The sequence below is a fragment of the Acinetobacter sp. ANC 4178 genome, assembly GCF_004331175.1.
Taxonomy (GTDB): Bacteria; Pseudomonadota; Gammaproteobacteria; order Pseudomonadales; family Moraxellaceae; genus Acinetobacter.
Genome location: NZ_SJOD01000001.1, coordinates 451,033 through 467,864, shown reverse-complemented (window position 1 = coordinate 467,864; position 16,832 = coordinate 451,033). Strand labels below are relative to the sequence as shown.

Sequence of the window (16,832 nt, the reverse complement as noted above, 5' to 3'; positions counted from 1 at the left end):
CGATTCGACAAAACTTAAAGCTATGACTTGTGTGAAAGTTATTTTAATCATGACGTATTTTATTTAACTTATCGCTATACTAAGCCCAGCAAATAGTTTGGGTGAAAAAATGTATAAAGGCGTAGCGCTGTCGGTATTGGCATCCGTGACTTTTGGCGTGCTTTACGGCTATACAGAATTTTTAAAACCCTTAGATAGCGAACAGACTTTTGCTTGGCGTATGTTGTCGACTTTGCCTTTTTTAACCCTCTTTATGTGGTGGTCAGGCGAGCTGAAACTGATTGCTGAATTATTCAAAAAAGTACTTCAAAATCCAATTTATCTGCTTTGGTTATTCATTAGCTCTTTATTGTGTACATCACAGTTATGGTTATTCCTTTGGGGGCCAATCAATGGGCGTGGTTTAGAAGTATCTTTAGGATATTTTTTATTGCCTTTGGTTATGGTGCTGATTGGTTGTGTATTGCATAAAGAGAAACTTTCCCGTTGGCAGTTATTTGCTGTCATTTTGGCAGCATTAGGCGTTATACATGAGATTTGGCGCATAGGTAGTATTGCTTGGGAAACTCTGTATGTTGCTTTGGCATATCCTTTATATTTTTATTTACGCCGATTATTCAAATCAGACCACTTAGGTGGTTTTTGGTGGGATTTATTTTTAATTCTCCCCATCGCTTTTTATCTATTGTCCGATGTGGGGGCTTTAAGCGTTGTTGAACACTATCCTCATTTAATCTGGGCAATTATGGGTTTAGGTTTTTTAAGTGCGCTTGGCTTGGGAAGTTATATTCTGGCAAGCCGTTTTCTGCCTTTTGTTTTATTTGGTCTGCTTAGTTACTTAGAGCCTGTGCTGTTGGCCGCTGCATCCATTGCTTTGGGTGAGCAAGTTGCCCCAGAAGAATGGATGACTTATATCCCAATTTGGTGCGCTGTATTGGTCTTGGTGATTGAAGGGTGCTTACATTTGTACAAGCAGCAGCGTCTCAAGCAAAATCTCGGACGTAATATTGAAAATGCGGATGCACGTATAAAGGATTAATCCTAAAAACTAGCTGTGCCTGATGTGCTTTCGTCGGGGAAATGCCTAGTTTTTTCTGTTCCTTCTCTTTTTTTATTTGTGTCAATTTTTCTTAAATTTAGCGACTTAAGTAAAATCACATCAAAAATTACAACTATTTTGTAAATTTATAATGAATATGTAGGAAAATAGCAGCGGCTACACCAGCTTTTGATTCAATCTTGCTGACAATTCCTTTACAATTGTCGCGTTTTGAAATTTATGCCTAGATATACAATTTAATTAGAGGACGTATCTGTGAGCAAAGAGACTATTATCGCCCTACATGCAGAGCACCAAGGTCGCTGGAAAAACCGTGAAGAAATCGCGGAACAAATGATTGCTTTAATCGGTAAACTTTACCGTGAGCAAAATATCGTAACTTCAGTTTATGGTCGTTCTTTAGTTAACCGTTCTGTTATTCAGATTTTGAAAGCGCACCGTCGTACTCGTATGATGGATGTAGAGCTTTCAGTCGTAAATACTTTCCCAATTCTTCAAGCATTGGCAAAAATCCAGAATATCGGTACTGCTGAAATTGATCTAGGTAAACTTGCTGTTGAATACAAAGAGCAAGGTGGCGATGTTGATGCATTTGTTGCAGCAGCTGTTAAGTCTGTAGAAGGTCGTGCGACTTCAGTAGAAGGCCGTGACGTTGTCCTTTACGGTTTTGGTCGTATTGGTCGTATTCTTGCACGTTTAATGATTGGTCAATCTGGTCTTGGTCGTGGTTTAAACCTTAAAGCGATTGTGGTTCGTAAGTCATCTGATGGTGATTTAGAGAAACGTGCGTCTTTATTACGCCGTGACTCAATTCATGGTCCATTCTCTGGTACGATTTCTGTAGATGAAGAAAACGAAGCAATCATTGCAAACGGACAATTCATCAAAGTGATCTATGCGTCTAATCCAACGGAAGTTGATTATACCGATTATGGTATTAGCAATGCGTTGGTGATTGACAACACGGGTAAATGGCGTGATTCAGAAGGTCTTGCTCAACACCTTAAGTGCCCAGGCGCTGCACGCGTAATTTTAACTGCACCTGGTAAAGGTGACATGAAAAATGTGGTGTTCGGTGTTAACCAAGCAGACATTCTTGATGAAGATCAAATCATTTCTGCTGCAAGCTGTACAACCAATGCAATCACACCAACATTGAAAGTATTACATGACAAATACACAGTGTTAAATGGTCATGTTGAAACAGTTCACTCGTTCACAAACGACCAGAACTTAATCGACAACTACCATAAAGCGGATCGTCGTGGTCGTGCTGCTACTTTGAACATGGTAATTACTGAAACTGGTGCGGCTAAAGCGGTTGCTAAAGCACTTCCAGCACTTCAAGGTAAACTTACAGGTAACTCTGTACGTGTTCCAACACCAAACGTTTCACTTGCGATTTTGAACTTAACTTTAGATAAAGAAGTTGATCGTGATGAAGTGAATGAATACATTCGTAAAATCTCAATCAGCTCTAGCCTTCAAGGTCAGATTGGTTATACCAACTCAACTGAAGTTGTATCTTCTGACTTCATTGGTTCGCGTACTGCAGGTGTATTTGACGCGCAAGCAACAATCACTTCAGGCAACCGCTTAACTGCATATGTATGGTATGACAATGAAGTTGGTTATAGCTGCCAAGTATTACGTATTGCTGAACAAATGGGCGGCGTAAGCTATCCAAAAGTTCCTGCTGAAACAAATGCATAATTTGTTCGGTTAAGAAAAAGAGCTTCAGTAATGAAGCTCTTTTTTTGTCTTTAAAATGATTAAGTCTCCAAATAAAGTGCTTTCAGTTGACCTAAATAACCATATGCATTCAAATCGGGTCAATGTCATAATTCCGACAAAATGAGTAGTATTAAATTTATTGCACTATGCTGGTGCTGATTTGCTATATCAAAATAGATGTGATCAACGCTTGATCTGAGCGAAGTAAAGTGATGATCTACAGCGTGACTCAAATGAATTGGGTCCATTAAAAAACGAACTTAAAGGATTAAGTCATTGCAAATAAAAAGAGTGCTTGCTGGTATGGCATTTTTGGGCTTAGCAACCCTCAGCGGTGTCTTACTCGCAATTTGGGTCTTTCAACATTTCAATATTTATATTCCGCTGAACAATCAAGATGTGAATATTGATCTGCAAGAGCCACTACAAGCCAAAGTTAAAATACACGATGCTTTGGATGTGAATGTCTTAGGGAAAATTCGTGCTGAAATTCCAATTAAAGAACAGTTAGACATTCCTTTAGCACAAACGTTGACTCCACGAGTTTATTTTGACAGCCAAGTCCCCATTAAAACCACGATTCCTGTGCAGGAAACCTTAAAGGTACAGCAAAATCTACCCATCGATACGCGTGTGAATGTGGTGGTCATGGGGAAAAATATCAGTCTGCCGTTAAAAGGCTCAATTCCAATCAATTTAGATGTACCGATTCATATTAATGTGCCATTAGAACAAAATGTACACTTAAAATTTGATGCGCCTGTGCGAACGGTACTGAAAGAGAAGCTACATATTCCCTTAAATACCACATTAAAGACCGAAATACCCGTACAAGGACAATTAAATGTCCCGATCAAGACGGCTTTAAATGCCACAGTAGATGTTCAAAATACTTTGCCTGTGAAAATTCAAAAGGGGGAACTTAAAGTTCCTTTAAATACTTTAAAGCTCTCATCAGCACAGTTTGAACAGCCGCAGTTGGTTCGAGCTGAATAGGAGGGAAGTCGATGTTTTCGTCCTATCGTTTTTGGTGTTTGAACTTTATTGGTCTAGTGGTCGCAATAGCCATTTTATTCTGGTTGTATCTGAATGTGATTGCCTCTATGCAAATTTCGACACATCGTTCGGAAATCATGTTGCCAGAGGCTTTAGCAACCAAAATTCATGTGGGTCACTATTTAGATATTCACTCTCAAGGTAAGTTGAATACGCAAATAGATATTGATCGTCAACTGAATCTACCTTTAAAAGGGAAATATCTCGCAGATTTAAAATTTGACATAGAAACACCGATTACCGTGAATATTGACTATCAAACCATGATACGAATTGATCAGTTGATGCCTGTAGAAACGACGACTGATTTAATTTATCAAAATCAATTATTACCCAAGTTCCCTTTAAAACTGGATATTCCTGTTCAGTTGGATGTGCCATTTCAGCTTAAACGTGCGTACACCATCCCTGTAAAGATTCAATTTGATGGGCCTGTGTACTTCGAGTTTGATGAACGCGTTGGTTTACACGTCGTCCACCACTTTACACCACAGCTGAATCTGAATGATCCAATGAAAATGGATCAAATCGCAAGTTTTGATGCCACGATGTACAATGCTGTACGAAAAACCTTAGTCAATTTAGAACTCAAGATGCATCTGCCTGTACGTAATATTCATCCTTAAATAAAGTGCAATATCTATAATTTTAATGGACATTTTAGATGTGATTTAGTCAGGTTGAGCTTGGAAAAGAGTCAATTGCTGCCTTGCTGGTTAAAGATTAATCTGATAGCTTACCGAATGAAAGTATAGATAAAAAAGTAAGCAGCTACTGCACTAAGGGGAATTTATGAGTACGTATGTAACCAGTCATTTATTGGGTCAGGTTTTGTCGACAGCTTGTCCTTCCCGCGAAATACTTGAGCATCTTTCCAGTAAATGGTCACTGTTGGTACTGCATTGTTTAAGTGAAGGGGTGCATCGCTTCAGTGAATTAAAAGTAAAAATTGAGGGGATTAGTGAAAAAATGCTGTCACAGACCCTTAAAACATTAGAGCAAGATGGTTTTATTTTACGTACGGTTTATCCAATTGTACCGCCGAAAGTGGAATATCAATTGACGATTATAGGCTCGCAGGTCGCCGAAAAGGTGAATGAATTCATTCATTGGATAGAACGAAATTTACCTGAAATTTTAGAACAAAAACCTAAAATAAATATATAAATTTAGGGTTTGCCCGGCGGTGGATCCTTGAGAGTCATGTAGAGTTCTAAGTGGTTTGGGCGTTGAGGGTATTGATTTAACTAAAATTTAATAGTTCGGCTATTTTAAGCGCATTTTCAATAAATCAATGTAAAACAAACATAAAAAAAGCAGGTCTATAAAAATAATCAGGGAAATTCATATTTAGTTGAATAATACTATTCGAGAAATGCTTTAAAATGTGGCAGAATAAGCGGTTTTAAAGATTTTAGAGGATTGGCAGTATGCGCTTTGTTGATGAAGCAGTCATTACCGTAGAGGCTGGCGACGGTGGCAATGGCGTAGCCAGTTTTCGCCGTGAAAAATTCGTTCCTTTTGGTGGTCCAGACGGTGGTGATGGTGGTCGTGGTGGCAGCGTTTATATTCAAGCTGATGATAATACCAGTACCCTTGTAGACTTCCGTTATACCCGCCGTTTCCGTGCGGAACGTGCAAAAAATGGTCGTGGTGCAAACTGTGCAGGCCGTGGTGGTGAAGACACCGTATTATTGGTTCCAGTGGGCACAACCATTGTTGATACTGACTCTGGCGACATTATTGGTGACTTGATTGAAAGTGGTCAGCGCGTGCTTGTGGCTGCTGGTGGTGATGGTGGTTTAGGTAATACTCACTTTAAATCATCAACTAACCGTACACCACGTAAATGTACCCATGGTTTTAAAGGTGAATTCCGCGAAATTCGTCTAGAACTTAAAGTATTGGCAGACGTTGGTCTCTTAGGTATGCCAAATGCGGGTAAATCAACCTTTATTCGCGCGGTTTCAGCAGCAAAACCAAAAGTTGCTGACTATCCGTTTACCACAATGGTACCAAACCTTGGCGTCGTCGATGCGGACAGCCACCGTTCATTTGTTATGGCGGATATTCCTGGGTTAATCGAAGGTGCTTCGGAAGGTGCGGGTCTTGGTATTCGTTTCTTAAAACATTTGGCACGTACGCGTATCTTATTACATATTGTAGATGTGCAACCAATTGATGGTTCAGATCCTGTATATAATGCGAAAGCGATCTTGGCTGAGTTGGCAAAATTCTCTCCGACACTTTCAAAGCTACCTATTGTGCTGGTTTTAAACAAAATCGACCAACTCGCAGAAGATACGCGTGACGAATGGTGTCAGCATATCCTAGATGAAATGCAGTGGGATGGCCCTGTATTTAAAACTTCAGGTTTAATGTCTGAAGGGACAAAACCAGTTGTGTACTATCTCATGGATCAGATTGAGCAACAACGCGAACGCGAACTTGAAGATCCTGAGTACGCAGCAGAAGTGAAAGCATTCCGTGATCAGCTAGAAGCTGAAACACGTGAACAAACCATTGCCGCTAAAGAAGCTTACCGTGAAATGCGTCGTCAACAGCGTCTTGCTGGCCTATTGGGCGATGATGATGAAGACGATGAGGATGGCGACGACGATAGCGATATGGAAGTGTTTTACGTTCGCTAATTTCCAAGCGAACAACATGTAACTGAGGACAAGATGATAGAAGTGGTAGATGGGCAACGTCAGCTCAAGGCTTTAAAACGTATCGTTGTTAAAATCGGATCATCTTTACTCACAGCAAATGGGCAAGGCTTAGATTTAGATGCAATTTCGCATTGGGCGAAACAAATTGCAGATCTACATCAAGCAGGACACGAAATTATTCTTGTCTCCTCAGGTGCTGTGGCTGAAGGTATGGTTCGAATGAAGCTAGAGCATCGACCCACCGATCTACCCAGTCTTCAGGCATGTGCCGCCATTGGTCAAATGGGTTTAATCCACACGTGGTCGAGTGTACTCGAACAGCACAGCATTCAAACTGCACAAGTACTTTTAACGCATGATGATCTAGCCGATCGTCGTCGTTACCTAAACTCTTGTGATGCTTTGCAAAATTTAATTGATTGGCGTGTAATTCCGGTCATCAATGAGAATGACACAGTTTCAACTGATGAAATTCGTTTTGGTGATAATGATACGCTTGCAGCAATGGTTGCAGGTCAAGTCCATGCAGATTTGTTGATTATTTTGACAGATCAACAGGGTATGTTTGATTCTGACCCACGTTCGAATCCAGATGCGAAACTGTTCCATACCGTACGGGCTTTAGATGAAAGTCTGTTTGATATGGCAGGTGGTGGAGGCAAGTTTGGGCGTGGCGGTATGCTGACCAAAGTTCGTGCTGCACGACTGGCTGCGAAGTCTGGTTGTCCAACCCTGATTGCGAGTGGTGAAAGTGATCAAGTGCTTGCCCGTTTAATGGCTGGTGAGATGTTGGGTACTTTGTTTATTACCGATAATGATCGTATTGCAGCGCATCAGCAATGGTTGGCTGCACATTTGCAAACGGCAGGACGTTTGATTTTAGATGATGGCGCTGTTAAAGCCATTAAAGATAATCACCGTAGTTTGCTACCTGTAGGCGTGAAAGCGGTAGAAGGTCATTTTGACCGTGGTGATGTCGTGGAGTGTGTTGATCCTTCTGGTTACCGCGTGGCGGTTGGGCGTGTTAATTTTAGTTCACGTTCGGCTGAATTAGTCAAAGGCTTGTCTTCAGATAAAGTCTATCAAGTTCTGGGTGAAGCACGTTCACTTGAGATGATCCATCGTGATCATATGGCAATTTACTAAATGATTTACAAAAATCCCGCCATCATGATGGCGGGATTTTTTATTTTAAGACCCAATTATTTAATATAGCCTTTTTGAATTAGAGGCTTAAATACATAAAAATGAAGCGTCAGTACCCATTCCATCAGCTTTTCTTTATAGCGATTCCAAAGCGTTAGACCCAATAAATTCAGTGCAAAAGCCAGTACAAAGGCACCGAGCATATCTAAAGGGAAATGTACTCCTACATAAATCCGTGACCATGCAACTAGCCAAGCCATCATAATTAAGAAAATGCCGAGTTTGCGGTAAGCTGAAAAGAAATAAGAAAAGGCAATACTGCTAAAAATCAGCATATGATCGCTAGGGAAAGAGCCATTCGGTGAGTGATAAATCAAAGTCCGTCCAACATCCATCACAAAAGGGCGTGGGTGATAGTAGATGTGCGAAATACACTGACTGATGAAAATGGCAATACTGGTAAAAATAAACGCCTTCAATATCTGCTTTTTAGTGTCATAGTTGCCGCGTAACCAAAACCAAGCAAAAAGTGCAATCATGCAATAGAGCAAGTCATTGGCGATGAAAATGGCAAAATTAATGCTGGTATTACTGGCTTCAGGAGATGCATTAATCCATGAAAAAAGCGATAAATTAAGTTCAGAAAGAGTCATGAAAGTGGACGGTGTTTATAAAGTACGGAAGAGAGTCATAATTTTGTCATATTGTTAAAATAAAAAAGACCACAGAATTGTAGTCTTTTTTAAATGTTGCGGGATGCCTGAGTTAGGCACAATCAATTTTAGAAATCAAATGACGTTTGTAGGTAGAAGGTGCGTGGCTGACCTACATATTTTCCACCAGTTGAGTCGGTTGAGCGTGTGAAATATTGTTTATCGAACACGGTTTTTTATTTAACCCGATATTATTTAAATTGAACTGTACCGTTCGCATTCACTGTAATTTTAGATTCACCTGCTGCAACTTCAGGCATTGGTGCTGCTTCTGCATCAGAAAATTTTGCCATACTGCTGCGCATCATGATGGGTTGAGGGTAATTGTTGCTGGTGTTTAAATTTAAATTGACTAAATTGTAGCCCGACTTATTCCATGACTGACTCAATAACTGTGCGCGTTGTTGGAAGTTTTTAGAGGCTTCAACCATAAGTTCATTTTCAACTTTTTTACGTTGAGCATCTGAAACAATAAAGTTGATCGATTGAGTTTGGAAGTTTTGCTGTAACTCATTCACTAACTGACTCGCAGCTTTAAAGTCGGTGCTTTCAATTTGAATTTCAGCACGACCACGCCATTCTTTTAATTTACGACTATCATTGTCATAAATTGGATAGGTGGTTTGAGACCCAGTTTCAACTTTTACATTTGGGTACTTGCGCGAAGTCGCAATCGCCTGATTCATGAGTTGCGTGATTTGACTTGCCAGTTCAGCAGGCTGTTTATTGCTCTTTTCAATATAAAGTACAGCATGCATTTCATCATTAGAAACTTGACGTGATGCTTCGGCTTGCACATTAACTAAATTGTAATTCAAAGCTTCTGTTTGCTGCGCAAAAGCAGTGCTGCTGAATAAGCCACCTAATAGGAGGGAAGAAAGTACAAAATGGCGCATAAGAAGTAACCTTTATTTGAATTTTTCAAACTTATTTGATTAGCTCAATGGTAAAGGCAGTTCATGGGGAACTTTTGCAGGAATTGTGGTGAGTTTGTAAATTTTTGCATTAAAATCAAGTTAGAAATACTTAAATTAAACATTATTAAATCAATGGCTTAATTTTCTAAAGAGCAATAAATAAAATGATAAAATAATGAAATTCATAAAAAGTAAAAAAACTCATATTTTCTTTCACTTGTCACAATGTAAGATGATAATGAAAGGACTGGTTAGGTGTACAGTTTATTTCGAAAAATTAGGGCGGATATTTGCTAAAAGTTGTTTATTTTCCTGAAAAATTCGGTATCATGCCGCTCCTAGTTATTTATTTAAATACTGTCTAACTAGATTCTATAAAGCACCGAGTCAAAGGACCGCAAGTCACCAGACTTATTTCTTTCAACCCATATCAGAGATGGTAATTCGATATGAGCGTTTCTTCTGTAAACCCTGCCACTAATTCTACTAACGAATACTATTTGACTCGCCAAAGTCAGATGGAATCCAATGTTCGTAGCTATCCACGTAAATTACCGTTAGCGATAGCAAAAGCATTAGGTTGCTGGGTTACCGATGTTGAAGGTACAGAGTACCTTGATTGTTTAGCTGGGGCAGGAACATTGGCATTAGGCCATAATCATCCTGCGGTCGTTCAAAGTATTCAAGATACACTGACAAGTGGTATTCCATTACATACTTTAGATTTAACTACACCGTTGAAAGATGCTTTCACGGAAGCGTTGCTTTCGTATCTTCCAGGCGGTAAAGAAGAGTACTGTTTACAGTTCTGTGGTCCATCTGGTGCAGATGCGACGGAAGCAGCAATTAAACTAGCGAAGACTTATACAGGTCGTAGCTCAGTAATCAGCTTCTCTGGTGGTTATCATGGTATGACCCACGGTTCTTTAGCCATGACAGGTAACTTGTCTGCTAAAAATGCTGTGAATGGTTTAATGCCAGGCGTACAGTTTATGCCATATCCGCATGAATACCGCTGCCCACTGGGTTTAGGTGGTGAAGCAGGCGTTGATGCGTTAACGTATTTCTTCGAAAACTTCATTGAAGATGTAGAAAGCGGTGTCACTAAGCCAGCAGCAGTCATTCTTGAAGCGATTCAAGGTGAAGGCGGTGTTGTTACGGCTCCAACCAAATGGTTGAAGAAAATCCGTGAAGTGACTGAAAAGCACAACATCGTATTAATTCTTGACGAAGTTCAAGCAGGCTTTGCACGTTCAGGTAAAATGTTTGCCTATGAACATGCAGGCATTGAGCCAGATGTAGTTGTAATGTCAAAAGCTGTTGGTGGTGGATTACCACTTGCAGTGCTCGGTATTAAACGTAAGTTTGATGCATGGCAACCAGCAGGTCACACGGGTACTTTCCGTGGTAACCAGTTGGCAATGGGTACTGGTTTAGTGGTATTAAAAACCATAACTGAACAGAACTTAGCGCAAAATGCACAAGAGCGTGGCGATTTCTTACAAGCTGAATTTAAAAAATTAGCACAAGAATTCCCATGTATTGGTAATGTTCGCGGCCGTGGTTTAATGATCGGTGTCGAAATTGTGGATGAGCGTAAACCAGCTGACCATATGGGTTCTTTACCAGCAGATGGTCAATTGGCAGCAGCAATTCAAGCGGCATGTTTTGATAACAAACTATTGTTAGAAAAAGGTGGTCGTAACGGTACCGTGATTCGTTTACTTTGCCCATTAATCATTACGCAAGAAGAATGTGTAGAAGTGATTGCTCGCTTTAAAAAAGCAATTGCTGAAGCGCTTGTTGCGGTGCGAGGCGCTCAATAATGGTTGATTTTGCAGAACACCGTAAAGCGTTACTCTGCAATGATGCCCAATCCATTGCTGACTATGAGTCAGCAATGGAGCAAGCTACCAAAGCGGTAGCGGCATGGTTGCAAAATGACAAGATGTACACAGGCGGAAGCATTAAAGAATTGCGTAAAGCAATTGCTTTTAATCCAACTCCAGAAGGTTTGGGTGTACAAAAGTCATTAGATCGTATGGTTGAGCTTTTCTTGAACAAAAGTTTAAAAGTACATCACCCTCATTCTTTAGCACATTTGCATTGCCCAACCATGGTTGCAAGCCAAATTGCAGAAGTTTTGATTAATGCAACCAACCAATCTATGGACTCATGGGATCAAAGCCCAGCGGGTTCTTTGATGGAAGTTCAATTGATTGATTGGCTTCGTCAAAAAGTCGGTTATGGTGCAGGTCAAGCAGGTGTATTCACTTCTGGTGGTACACAGTCTAACTTGATGGGTGTGCTCCTTGCGCGTGATGCTTGCATCTCGAAAAACTGGAAAGACGAAAACGGTAATCCGTGGTCTGTACAGCGCGATGGTATTCCAGCAGAAGCTATGAAAAACGTTAAAGTCATTTGTTCTGAAAATGCACATTTCTCTGTGCAAAAGAACATGGCAATGATGGGCATGGGCTTCCAGTCAGTGGTTACGGTTCCTGTAAACGAAAATGCTCAAATGGATGTTGATGCCCTAGAAAAAACGATGGCGCATTTACAGTCAGAAGGCAAAATCGTGGCGTGTGTGGTTGCAACTGCGGGCACAACCGATGCGGGTGCAATTGACCCACTGAAGAAAATTCGTGAAATTACCAACAAATTTGGCGCGTGGATGCACATCGATGCGGCATGGGGTGGTGCACTGATTTTATCGAATGACTATCGTTCGATGTTGGATGGGATTGAGTTGTCCGACTCGATTACGCTTGATTTCCATAAGCACTATTTCCAAACCATTTCTTGTGGCGCATTCTTGCTTAAAGATGAAGCGAACTATCGTTTCATGCACTACGAAGCTGAATATTTAAACTCAGCATACGATGAAGAACATGGTGTTCCAAACCTGGTATCGAAATCTTTACAAACAACGCGTCGTTTTGATGCGTTGAAATTGTGGATGACTGTAGAAGCTTTAGGTGAAGAGCTTTATGGTTCTATGATCGATCACGGTGTTAAATTGACACGTGATGTTGCAGATTATATTAAAGCAACAGATGGTCTTGAGCTTTTGATTGAGCCACAATTTGCTTCTGTATTGTTCCGTGTGGTACCAGCAAACTATCCTGTAGAGTTGTTGGATACATTGAACCAAAACGTTGCTGACGAACTGTTTGCGCGTGGTGAAGCGAATATTGGGGTAACTAAAGTAGGTCAGGTGCAATCATTGAAAATGACGACACTGAGCCCTGTTGCAACATTAGAAAACGTACAGAACTTGCTGTCACTAGTTCTTGCTGAAGCGGATCGTATTAAGGGTCCTATTCAAGCAGGTACATATACACCAGCGATTGACTAATTGTCATGTTGTTCAAAAAAGCCTGGAATTTTCCAGGCTTTTTTATTTTTTCAGATGTAATAAAAGGGAAAATAGTTAAGCTGAATGTACGTGATGGTAGTTGTGACTTTTTGATTTCAGCAAAAAGTGATTCTGTTCCTTAATTTTTTTCAAAACAATGTAAGATTTAATATGACCAATAAAAGAATAGGTCAGTAAGCGTTCTGTCACAAAATGAGAAAGTTGTTCTAAGTTTTCAGCGACTACCTTTAGAATAAAATCTGCATCACCACTGATTGAAAAAGCATCCTGAATATTGTCTTCTGCTTCGATGAGTTCTTGAAAGGCTTGTTGGGAAGATGCTTCATGTGTTCTTAAGTTAATATGAATCATAGCAGTTACTTCCATACCTAGAGCTTGCTGCTGTATGCGAGCGGTATAGCCTAATATTATGCCTTTTTGCTCCAGAAGTTGTCGTCTTCTCGAACATTGCGATGCCGATAAACCAATTAAATCGCCAATTTCCTGATTGGTGAGCCGTCCATTTTTTTGTAGTGCTTGAATGATTTGCCAGTCGAACTTATCCATGCATAAAATTCCTTTGTGATACACAAATCTTGTATTTTTATTAAAATTCGGTTTCATTATGCACGAAATTTACGGGCTAGATGAAATATTATTTTTCTATGGAATAAAAAGTTGGTCTCAAAGGATATAGAGCAATGTTCATAGAAATTGGTGAATTTTTAAATCTTCGTTTAAAACAAATGGGTATACAGCATCTTTTTGGTGTACCCGGTGATTTCAATCTTTCTTATCTGGAGCAAGTGGAAGCAGATGCTCAGCTAGAATTTATTGGCAATTGTAATGAGTTAAATGCGGCTTATGCGGCAGATGGTTACGCACGAATTAACGGTTTCGCAGCATTGGCCACCACATATGGTGTAGGAGATTTAAGCGCGATTAATGGCATTGCAGGCGCCTATGCGGAAAATGTGCCGATGGTACATATTTCAGGTATTCCTCCTTTGCATGTGGTTCAAAAAGGTATTTTGGTTCACCATACCTTGGTCGATGGTAACTATGACAATATTATGAACTGTATGAAGGAGTTTACCGTTGCACAGACACGTTTAACGCCTGCTAATGCTGCTTTTGAAATTGATCGTGTCTTACGTCAGTGTTTTTTAGACCGTCGTCCAGTACATATTCAGTTAGCATCTGATATTACCCATGTAAAAATTGAGGTCGATGAGCGTCCACTCGATTTACGCTATCCATCGGTTGAACCTGATTTATTACATAGTGTGGTCGATCAACTGTGTGGCATTCTGGCAAAAGCCAAGAGTCCAGCGCTTTTGATTGACAATGAGGCTGCAGTTTTTGGCGTAACTTCTCTATTGCATGATTTATCTAACAAATGTGCGATTCCATTTGCCAGTATGAATACAGCAAAAAATATTATGGATGAAGGCTCACCACGCTATATTGGAACTTATGTGGGCGGGGCAAGCCAACCGCATGTCAAAAGCATCATTGAACAGTCGGACTGTTTAATCGGTGTTGGGGTCCGCTTTACTGATGTAGGTTCAGCAGTTTTTACCCATCAAATAGCCACTAAAAATTATATTGAAATTAAACCTTATGGCTTGAACATTTTTGGACAGGATGTTCCGGGTATAGAAATAGGGCAATTGCTGGTTGAATTAAATAAAAAAGTAGCACCGCGTAAAGCACCGCAACCTGTTGTGACTCAGCAGCCAGCACAAAAAACCCATGATGTTGCTAAACAGCAAAAGCTGAGTCAAGAACTGCTTTGGAACGCCATCTCAGGTTTCTTTAAGGATGATGATGTCATTATTGGAGAGGTTGGAACTTCAAACTCTGCACTATCGGGTTTAAAGCTGCCTGCTACAGCAAAATATATTTCTCAGCCACTTTGGGGTTCTATAGGCTATACCTTGCCCGCTTTACTGGGGAGTTTGTTGGCTGCCCCAGAACGCCGACAAATTCTGTTTATTGGAGACGGTTCATTTCAATTAACAGTACAAGAACTCTCGACCATTATTCGTTATGGTCTCAAGCCAATAATTTTCTTGTTGAACAATGGTGGCTATACCATCGAGCGTTTAATTATGGGTGAAAATGCGGCTTATAACGATATTCAAAACTGGAACTATGCACAAATTCCAGCAGTGTTTAATGGAAGTAAGGCTTATCAATCACATGTGGTTGAAACAATTGGGCAACTGCAACAGGTTTTGGATAACGTGCAGCAACAGGATGGACTGACTTTTGTGGAATTAAAACTCCCTGCCATGGATGCTCCTTTAAGTTTGAAAAAATTTGCCAACGTGATTGCACGATTTGACTATGGTGATCGTGGCTATGAAATTTTAACTCAGCGTTCAAATACGCTGGAATGTAAAAATGTAAGCTCGTTCTAAGCTGGAGACCGCAGCGTCTTTTTAAAAAATGGAATTAAATTAAAGCATATTAAGTCCGAAGATCAATGATAGATCTTCGGTCTACTGCTGAATAAAGGTGTACAGGACGTGACACCTACAATGGAGAAAATGTATGGATGAAAATAATCAGCATGCCTTGAAACAAGGCTTGTCGAATCGGCATATTCAATTAATTGCCTTAGGCGGAGCAATCGGTACAGGGCTATTTTTAGGACTTTCACAAACCATTAAACTGGCAGGCCCTTCTATTTTATTGGGTTATGCCATCGCAGGCATCATTGCTTTTTTAATTATGCGTCAGCTAGGGGAAATGGTCGTTGAAGAGCCTGTGAGTGGTTCATTTAGTCACTTTGCCAATAAATATTGGGGCAAGATGGCTGGCTTTATGTCTGGCTGGAATTATTGGGTGCTCTATGTACTGGTGAGCATGGCGGAATTAAGTGCAATCGGGACTTTTATTCAGTTTTGGTGGCCTGAGATTCCAACATGGTTAACTGCTTTATTTTTCTTTATTTTAATGAATGGCATTAACTTGGTGAATGTTCGCTTTTTTGGCGAATCAGAATTTATATTTTCTTTCATTAAGATCATTGCGATTTTGAGCATGATTGGATTTGGTATTTATTTACTTTTATCTGGTTCGGCAGGGCCACAAGCCGGTATTGCCAATTTATGGCAGCATGGTGGATTTTTCCCACATGGTATCAGTGGTTTTGTTATGGCTTTGGCGGTCATTATGTTTGCTTTTGGTGGGTTGGAGTTGATCGGAATTGCGGCAGCAGAAACCAAGCAGCCAGAAACAACCATTCCTAAAGCAGTCAATCAAATTGTCTATCGCATTTTGATTTTTTATATCGGTGCAATTGGTATTTTACTGTGTCTTTACCCGTGGAATATGGTGGCAGAAGGGGGGAGTCCATTTGTCTTAATTTTTCAGTCACTCAACAGTAATGGGGTCGCTAATGTTCTGAACTTTGTTGTGCTGATTGCCGCAATTTCTGTCTATAACAGTTGTATTTACTGTAATACTCGTATGCTGCATGGTTTGGCAGAGCAAGGAAATGCGCCTGCAATATTGAAAAAAATTAACAGTCGCGGTATTCCAGTAGCCGCTGCAATGGTATCAGCATCAATTACAGCACTCTGTGTTTTGGTGAATTATCTGATTCCAGGTCAAGCTTTTCAGCTCTTTATGATGTTGGTGGTGGCTGCATTGGTGATTAACTGGCTGATGATTTCTGTTACACATTTAAAATTCAGCAAAGTCATGAAGTTGCAGGGGCGTCAAACCAAGTTCCAAAGCATTCTTAGCCCGTGGACTAATTATTTAACCATTGGTTTCGTATGTTTCATTTTGTTGATTATGGCGTTTACACCTGACATGAGACTGGCTGTTATTTTAGGTCCAATTTGGATGCTTGCTTTGGCAATTCTGTACGTCGTTAAATATAGAAGCAAAGCGGCGGTATTACCTGAAGTGCAATCAAGTCCATAACTCAAATTTTTAAAATTATGTGGGTTGGTTAATGAAAATTAGCGAACCCATTTTTTTTGCCCGCTTTTTTTAATGATTTAAGTGAATGGATTAAACCGAGTTGGTATTTCATGGCTTCGTGATTTTGAGTGCTTTATGGACACTAAAATGCATTTTTTTAAATTTTTAGATCGTATATTTGAGTTTTATTGTGCATAAAGCAGCATGCTTGAATGACATTAAGATGAATTGTTA

At 40.1% G+C, this 16,832-nt stretch carries 14 protein-coding genes and 1 pseudogene; 11 read left to right on the top strand and 4 right to left on the bottom strand.

Going from position 1 to position 16,832, the window contains the following annotated elements:
- Positions 1-109: 109 nt before the first annotated feature.
- From rarD to proB, 7 genes are all read left to right on the top strand, one after another.
- The gene (gene rarD, locus E0H87_RS02180) at positions 110-1,039 is read left to right on the top strand and encodes an EamA family transporter RarD (RefSeq protein WP_131321982.1); all 930 of its coding nucleotides are present in this window, start codon (positions 110-112) and stop codon (positions 1,037-1,039) included.
- A 276-nt stretch (positions 1,040-1,315) separates the two neighbouring features.
- A complete protein-coding gene (locus tag E0H87_RS02175; protein ID WP_131321978.1) occupies positions 1,316-2,773 on the top strand; it encodes a glyceraldehyde-3-phosphate dehydrogenase in 1,458 nt (485 codons plus the stop codon).
- A 297-nt stretch (positions 2,774-3,070) separates the two neighbouring features.
- On the top strand, positions 3,071-3,790 hold the full coding sequence (locus E0H87_RS02170) for an MFS transporter (protein ID WP_131321976.1): 720 nt from the start codon (positions 3,071-3,073) through the stop codon (positions 3,788-3,790).
- 11 nt (positions 3,791-3,801) lie between these two features.
- Complete coding sequence (locus tag E0H87_RS02165) at positions 3,802-4,476, top strand: hypothetical protein (RefSeq protein ID WP_131321974.1); 675 nt, start codon at positions 3,802-3,804, stop codon at positions 4,474-4,476.
- 166 nt (positions 4,477-4,642) lie between these two features.
- On the top strand, positions 4,643-5,017 hold the full coding sequence (locus tag E0H87_RS02160; RefSeq protein WP_131321972.1) for a winged helix-turn-helix transcriptional regulator: 375 nt from the start codon (positions 4,643-4,645) through the stop codon (positions 5,015-5,017).
- Positions 5,018-5,280: 263 nt separating this feature from the next.
- The gene (gene cgtA / locus E0H87_RS02155) at positions 5,281-6,501 is read left to right on the top strand and encodes an Obg family GTPase CgtA (RefSeq protein ID WP_131321970.1); all 1,221 of its coding nucleotides are present in this window, start codon (positions 5,281-5,283) and stop codon (positions 6,499-6,501) included.
- Positions 6,502-6,534: 33 nt separating this feature from the next.
- Positions 6,535-7,668, top strand: coding sequence for a glutamate 5-kinase (gene proB, locus E0H87_RS02150; protein ID WP_131321968.1), 1,134 nt, complete (start codon positions 6,535-6,537; stop codon positions 7,666-7,668).
- A gap of 56 nt (positions 7,669-7,724) precedes the next feature.
- Here the strand turns inward: proB and E0H87_RS02145 are convergent, their stop codons facing one another.
- The 3 genes and pseudogenes from E0H87_RS02145 to E0H87_RS02140 all read right to left on the bottom strand — a co-directional run bounded on the left by E0H87_RS02145 (position 7,725) and on the right by E0H87_RS02140 (position 9,277).
- Complete coding sequence (locus E0H87_RS02145; RefSeq protein ID WP_131321966.1) at positions 7,725-8,321, bottom strand: phosphatase PAP2 family protein; 597 nt, start codon at positions 8,319-8,321, stop codon at positions 7,725-7,727.
- Between the two features lie 128 nt (positions 8,322-8,449).
- Positions 8,450-8,557: pseudogene (locus tag E0H87_RS16325) on the bottom strand (hypothetical protein); the annotation flags it as partial.
- 15 nt (positions 8,558-8,572) lie between these two features.
- Entirely contained in the window at positions 8,573-9,277 is a 705-nt protein-coding gene (locus tag E0H87_RS02140) for an SIMPL domain-containing protein (protein WP_131321964.1), read from the bottom strand.
- 470 nt (positions 9,278-9,747) lie between these two features.
- Here E0H87_RS02140 and E0H87_RS02135 point away from each other — a divergent pair, with 470 nt between their 5' ends.
- Complete coding sequence (locus E0H87_RS02135) at positions 9,748-11,124, top strand: diaminobutyrate--2-oxoglutarate transaminase (protein WP_131321962.1); 1,377 nt, start codon at positions 9,748-9,750, stop codon at positions 11,122-11,124.
- Entirely contained in the window at positions 11,124-12,656 is a 1,533-nt protein-coding gene (locus tag E0H87_RS02130) for a pyridoxal phosphate-dependent decarboxylase family protein (RefSeq protein ID WP_131321960.1), read from the top strand. The genes E0H87_RS02135 and E0H87_RS02130 overlap by 1 nt, the downstream gene beginning before the upstream one ends.
- Before the next feature lie 75 nt (positions 12,657-12,731).
- Here the strand turns inward: E0H87_RS02130 and E0H87_RS02125 are convergent, their stop codons facing one another.
- Positions 12,732-13,223 (bottom strand): Lrp/AsnC family transcriptional regulator, encoded by a 492-nt coding sequence (locus E0H87_RS02125; RefSeq protein ID WP_131321958.1) that lies wholly within the window; start codon positions 13,221-13,223, stop codon positions 12,732-12,734.
- A gap of 134 nt (positions 13,224-13,357) precedes the next feature.
- Here E0H87_RS02125 and E0H87_RS02120 point away from each other — a divergent pair, with 134 nt between their 5' ends.
- Both E0H87_RS02120 and E0H87_RS02115 read left to right on the top strand, forming a co-directional pair.
- Complete coding sequence (locus E0H87_RS02120; RefSeq protein ID WP_131321956.1) at positions 13,358-15,082, top strand: alpha-keto acid decarboxylase family protein; 1,725 nt, start codon at positions 13,358-13,360, stop codon at positions 15,080-15,082.
- A 133-nt stretch (positions 15,083-15,215) separates the two neighbouring features.
- On the top strand, positions 15,216-16,598 hold the full coding sequence (locus E0H87_RS02115) for an amino acid permease (RefSeq protein WP_131321954.1): 1,383 nt from the start codon (positions 15,216-15,218) through the stop codon (positions 16,596-16,598).
- Positions 16,599-16,832 lie beyond the last annotated feature (234 nt).

Excerpts from the sequence above, each read along its gene's own strand:
- cgtA (WP_131321970.1), top strand. The coding sequence starts at position 5,281 with ATGCGCTTTGTTGATGAAGCAGTCATTACCGTAGAGGCTGGCGACGGT.
- proB (WP_131321968.1), top strand. The coding sequence starts at position 6,535 with ATGATAGAAGTGGTAGATGGGCAACGTCAGCTCAAGGCTTTAAAACGT.
- E0H87_RS02125 (WP_131321958.1), bottom strand. The coding sequence starts at position 13,223 with ATGGATAAGTTCGACTGGCAAATCATTCAAGCACTACAAAAAAATGGA.
- rarD (WP_131321982.1), top strand. The coding sequence starts at position 110 with ATGTATAAAGGCGTAGCGCTGTCGGTATTGGCATCCGTGACTTTTGGC.
- E0H87_RS02140 (WP_131321964.1), bottom strand. The coding sequence starts at position 9,277 with ATGCGCCATTTTGTACTTTCTTCCCTCCTATTAGGTGGCTTATTCAGC.
- E0H87_RS02120 (WP_131321956.1), top strand. The coding sequence starts at position 13,358 with ATGTTCATAGAAATTGGTGAATTTTTAAATCTTCGTTTAAAACAAATG.
- E0H87_RS02115 (WP_131321954.1), top strand. The coding sequence starts at position 15,216 with ATGGATGAAAATAATCAGCATGCCTTGAAACAAGGCTTGTCGAATCGG.
- E0H87_RS02165 (WP_131321974.1), top strand. The coding sequence starts at position 3,802 with ATGTTTTCGTCCTATCGTTTTTGGTGTTTGAACTTTATTGGTCTAGTG.
- E0H87_RS02145 (WP_131321966.1), bottom strand. The coding sequence starts at position 8,321 with ATGACTCTTTCTGAACTTAATTTATCGCTTTTTTCATGGATTAATGCA.
- E0H87_RS02160 (WP_131321972.1), top strand. The coding sequence starts at position 4,643 with ATGAGTACGTATGTAACCAGTCATTTATTGGGTCAGGTTTTGTCGACA.
- E0H87_RS02135 (WP_131321962.1), top strand. The coding sequence starts at position 9,748 with ATGAGCGTTTCTTCTGTAAACCCTGCCACTAATTCTACTAACGAATAC.
- E0H87_RS02130 (WP_131321960.1), top strand. The coding sequence starts at position 11,124 with ATGGTTGATTTTGCAGAACACCGTAAAGCGTTACTCTGCAATGATGCC.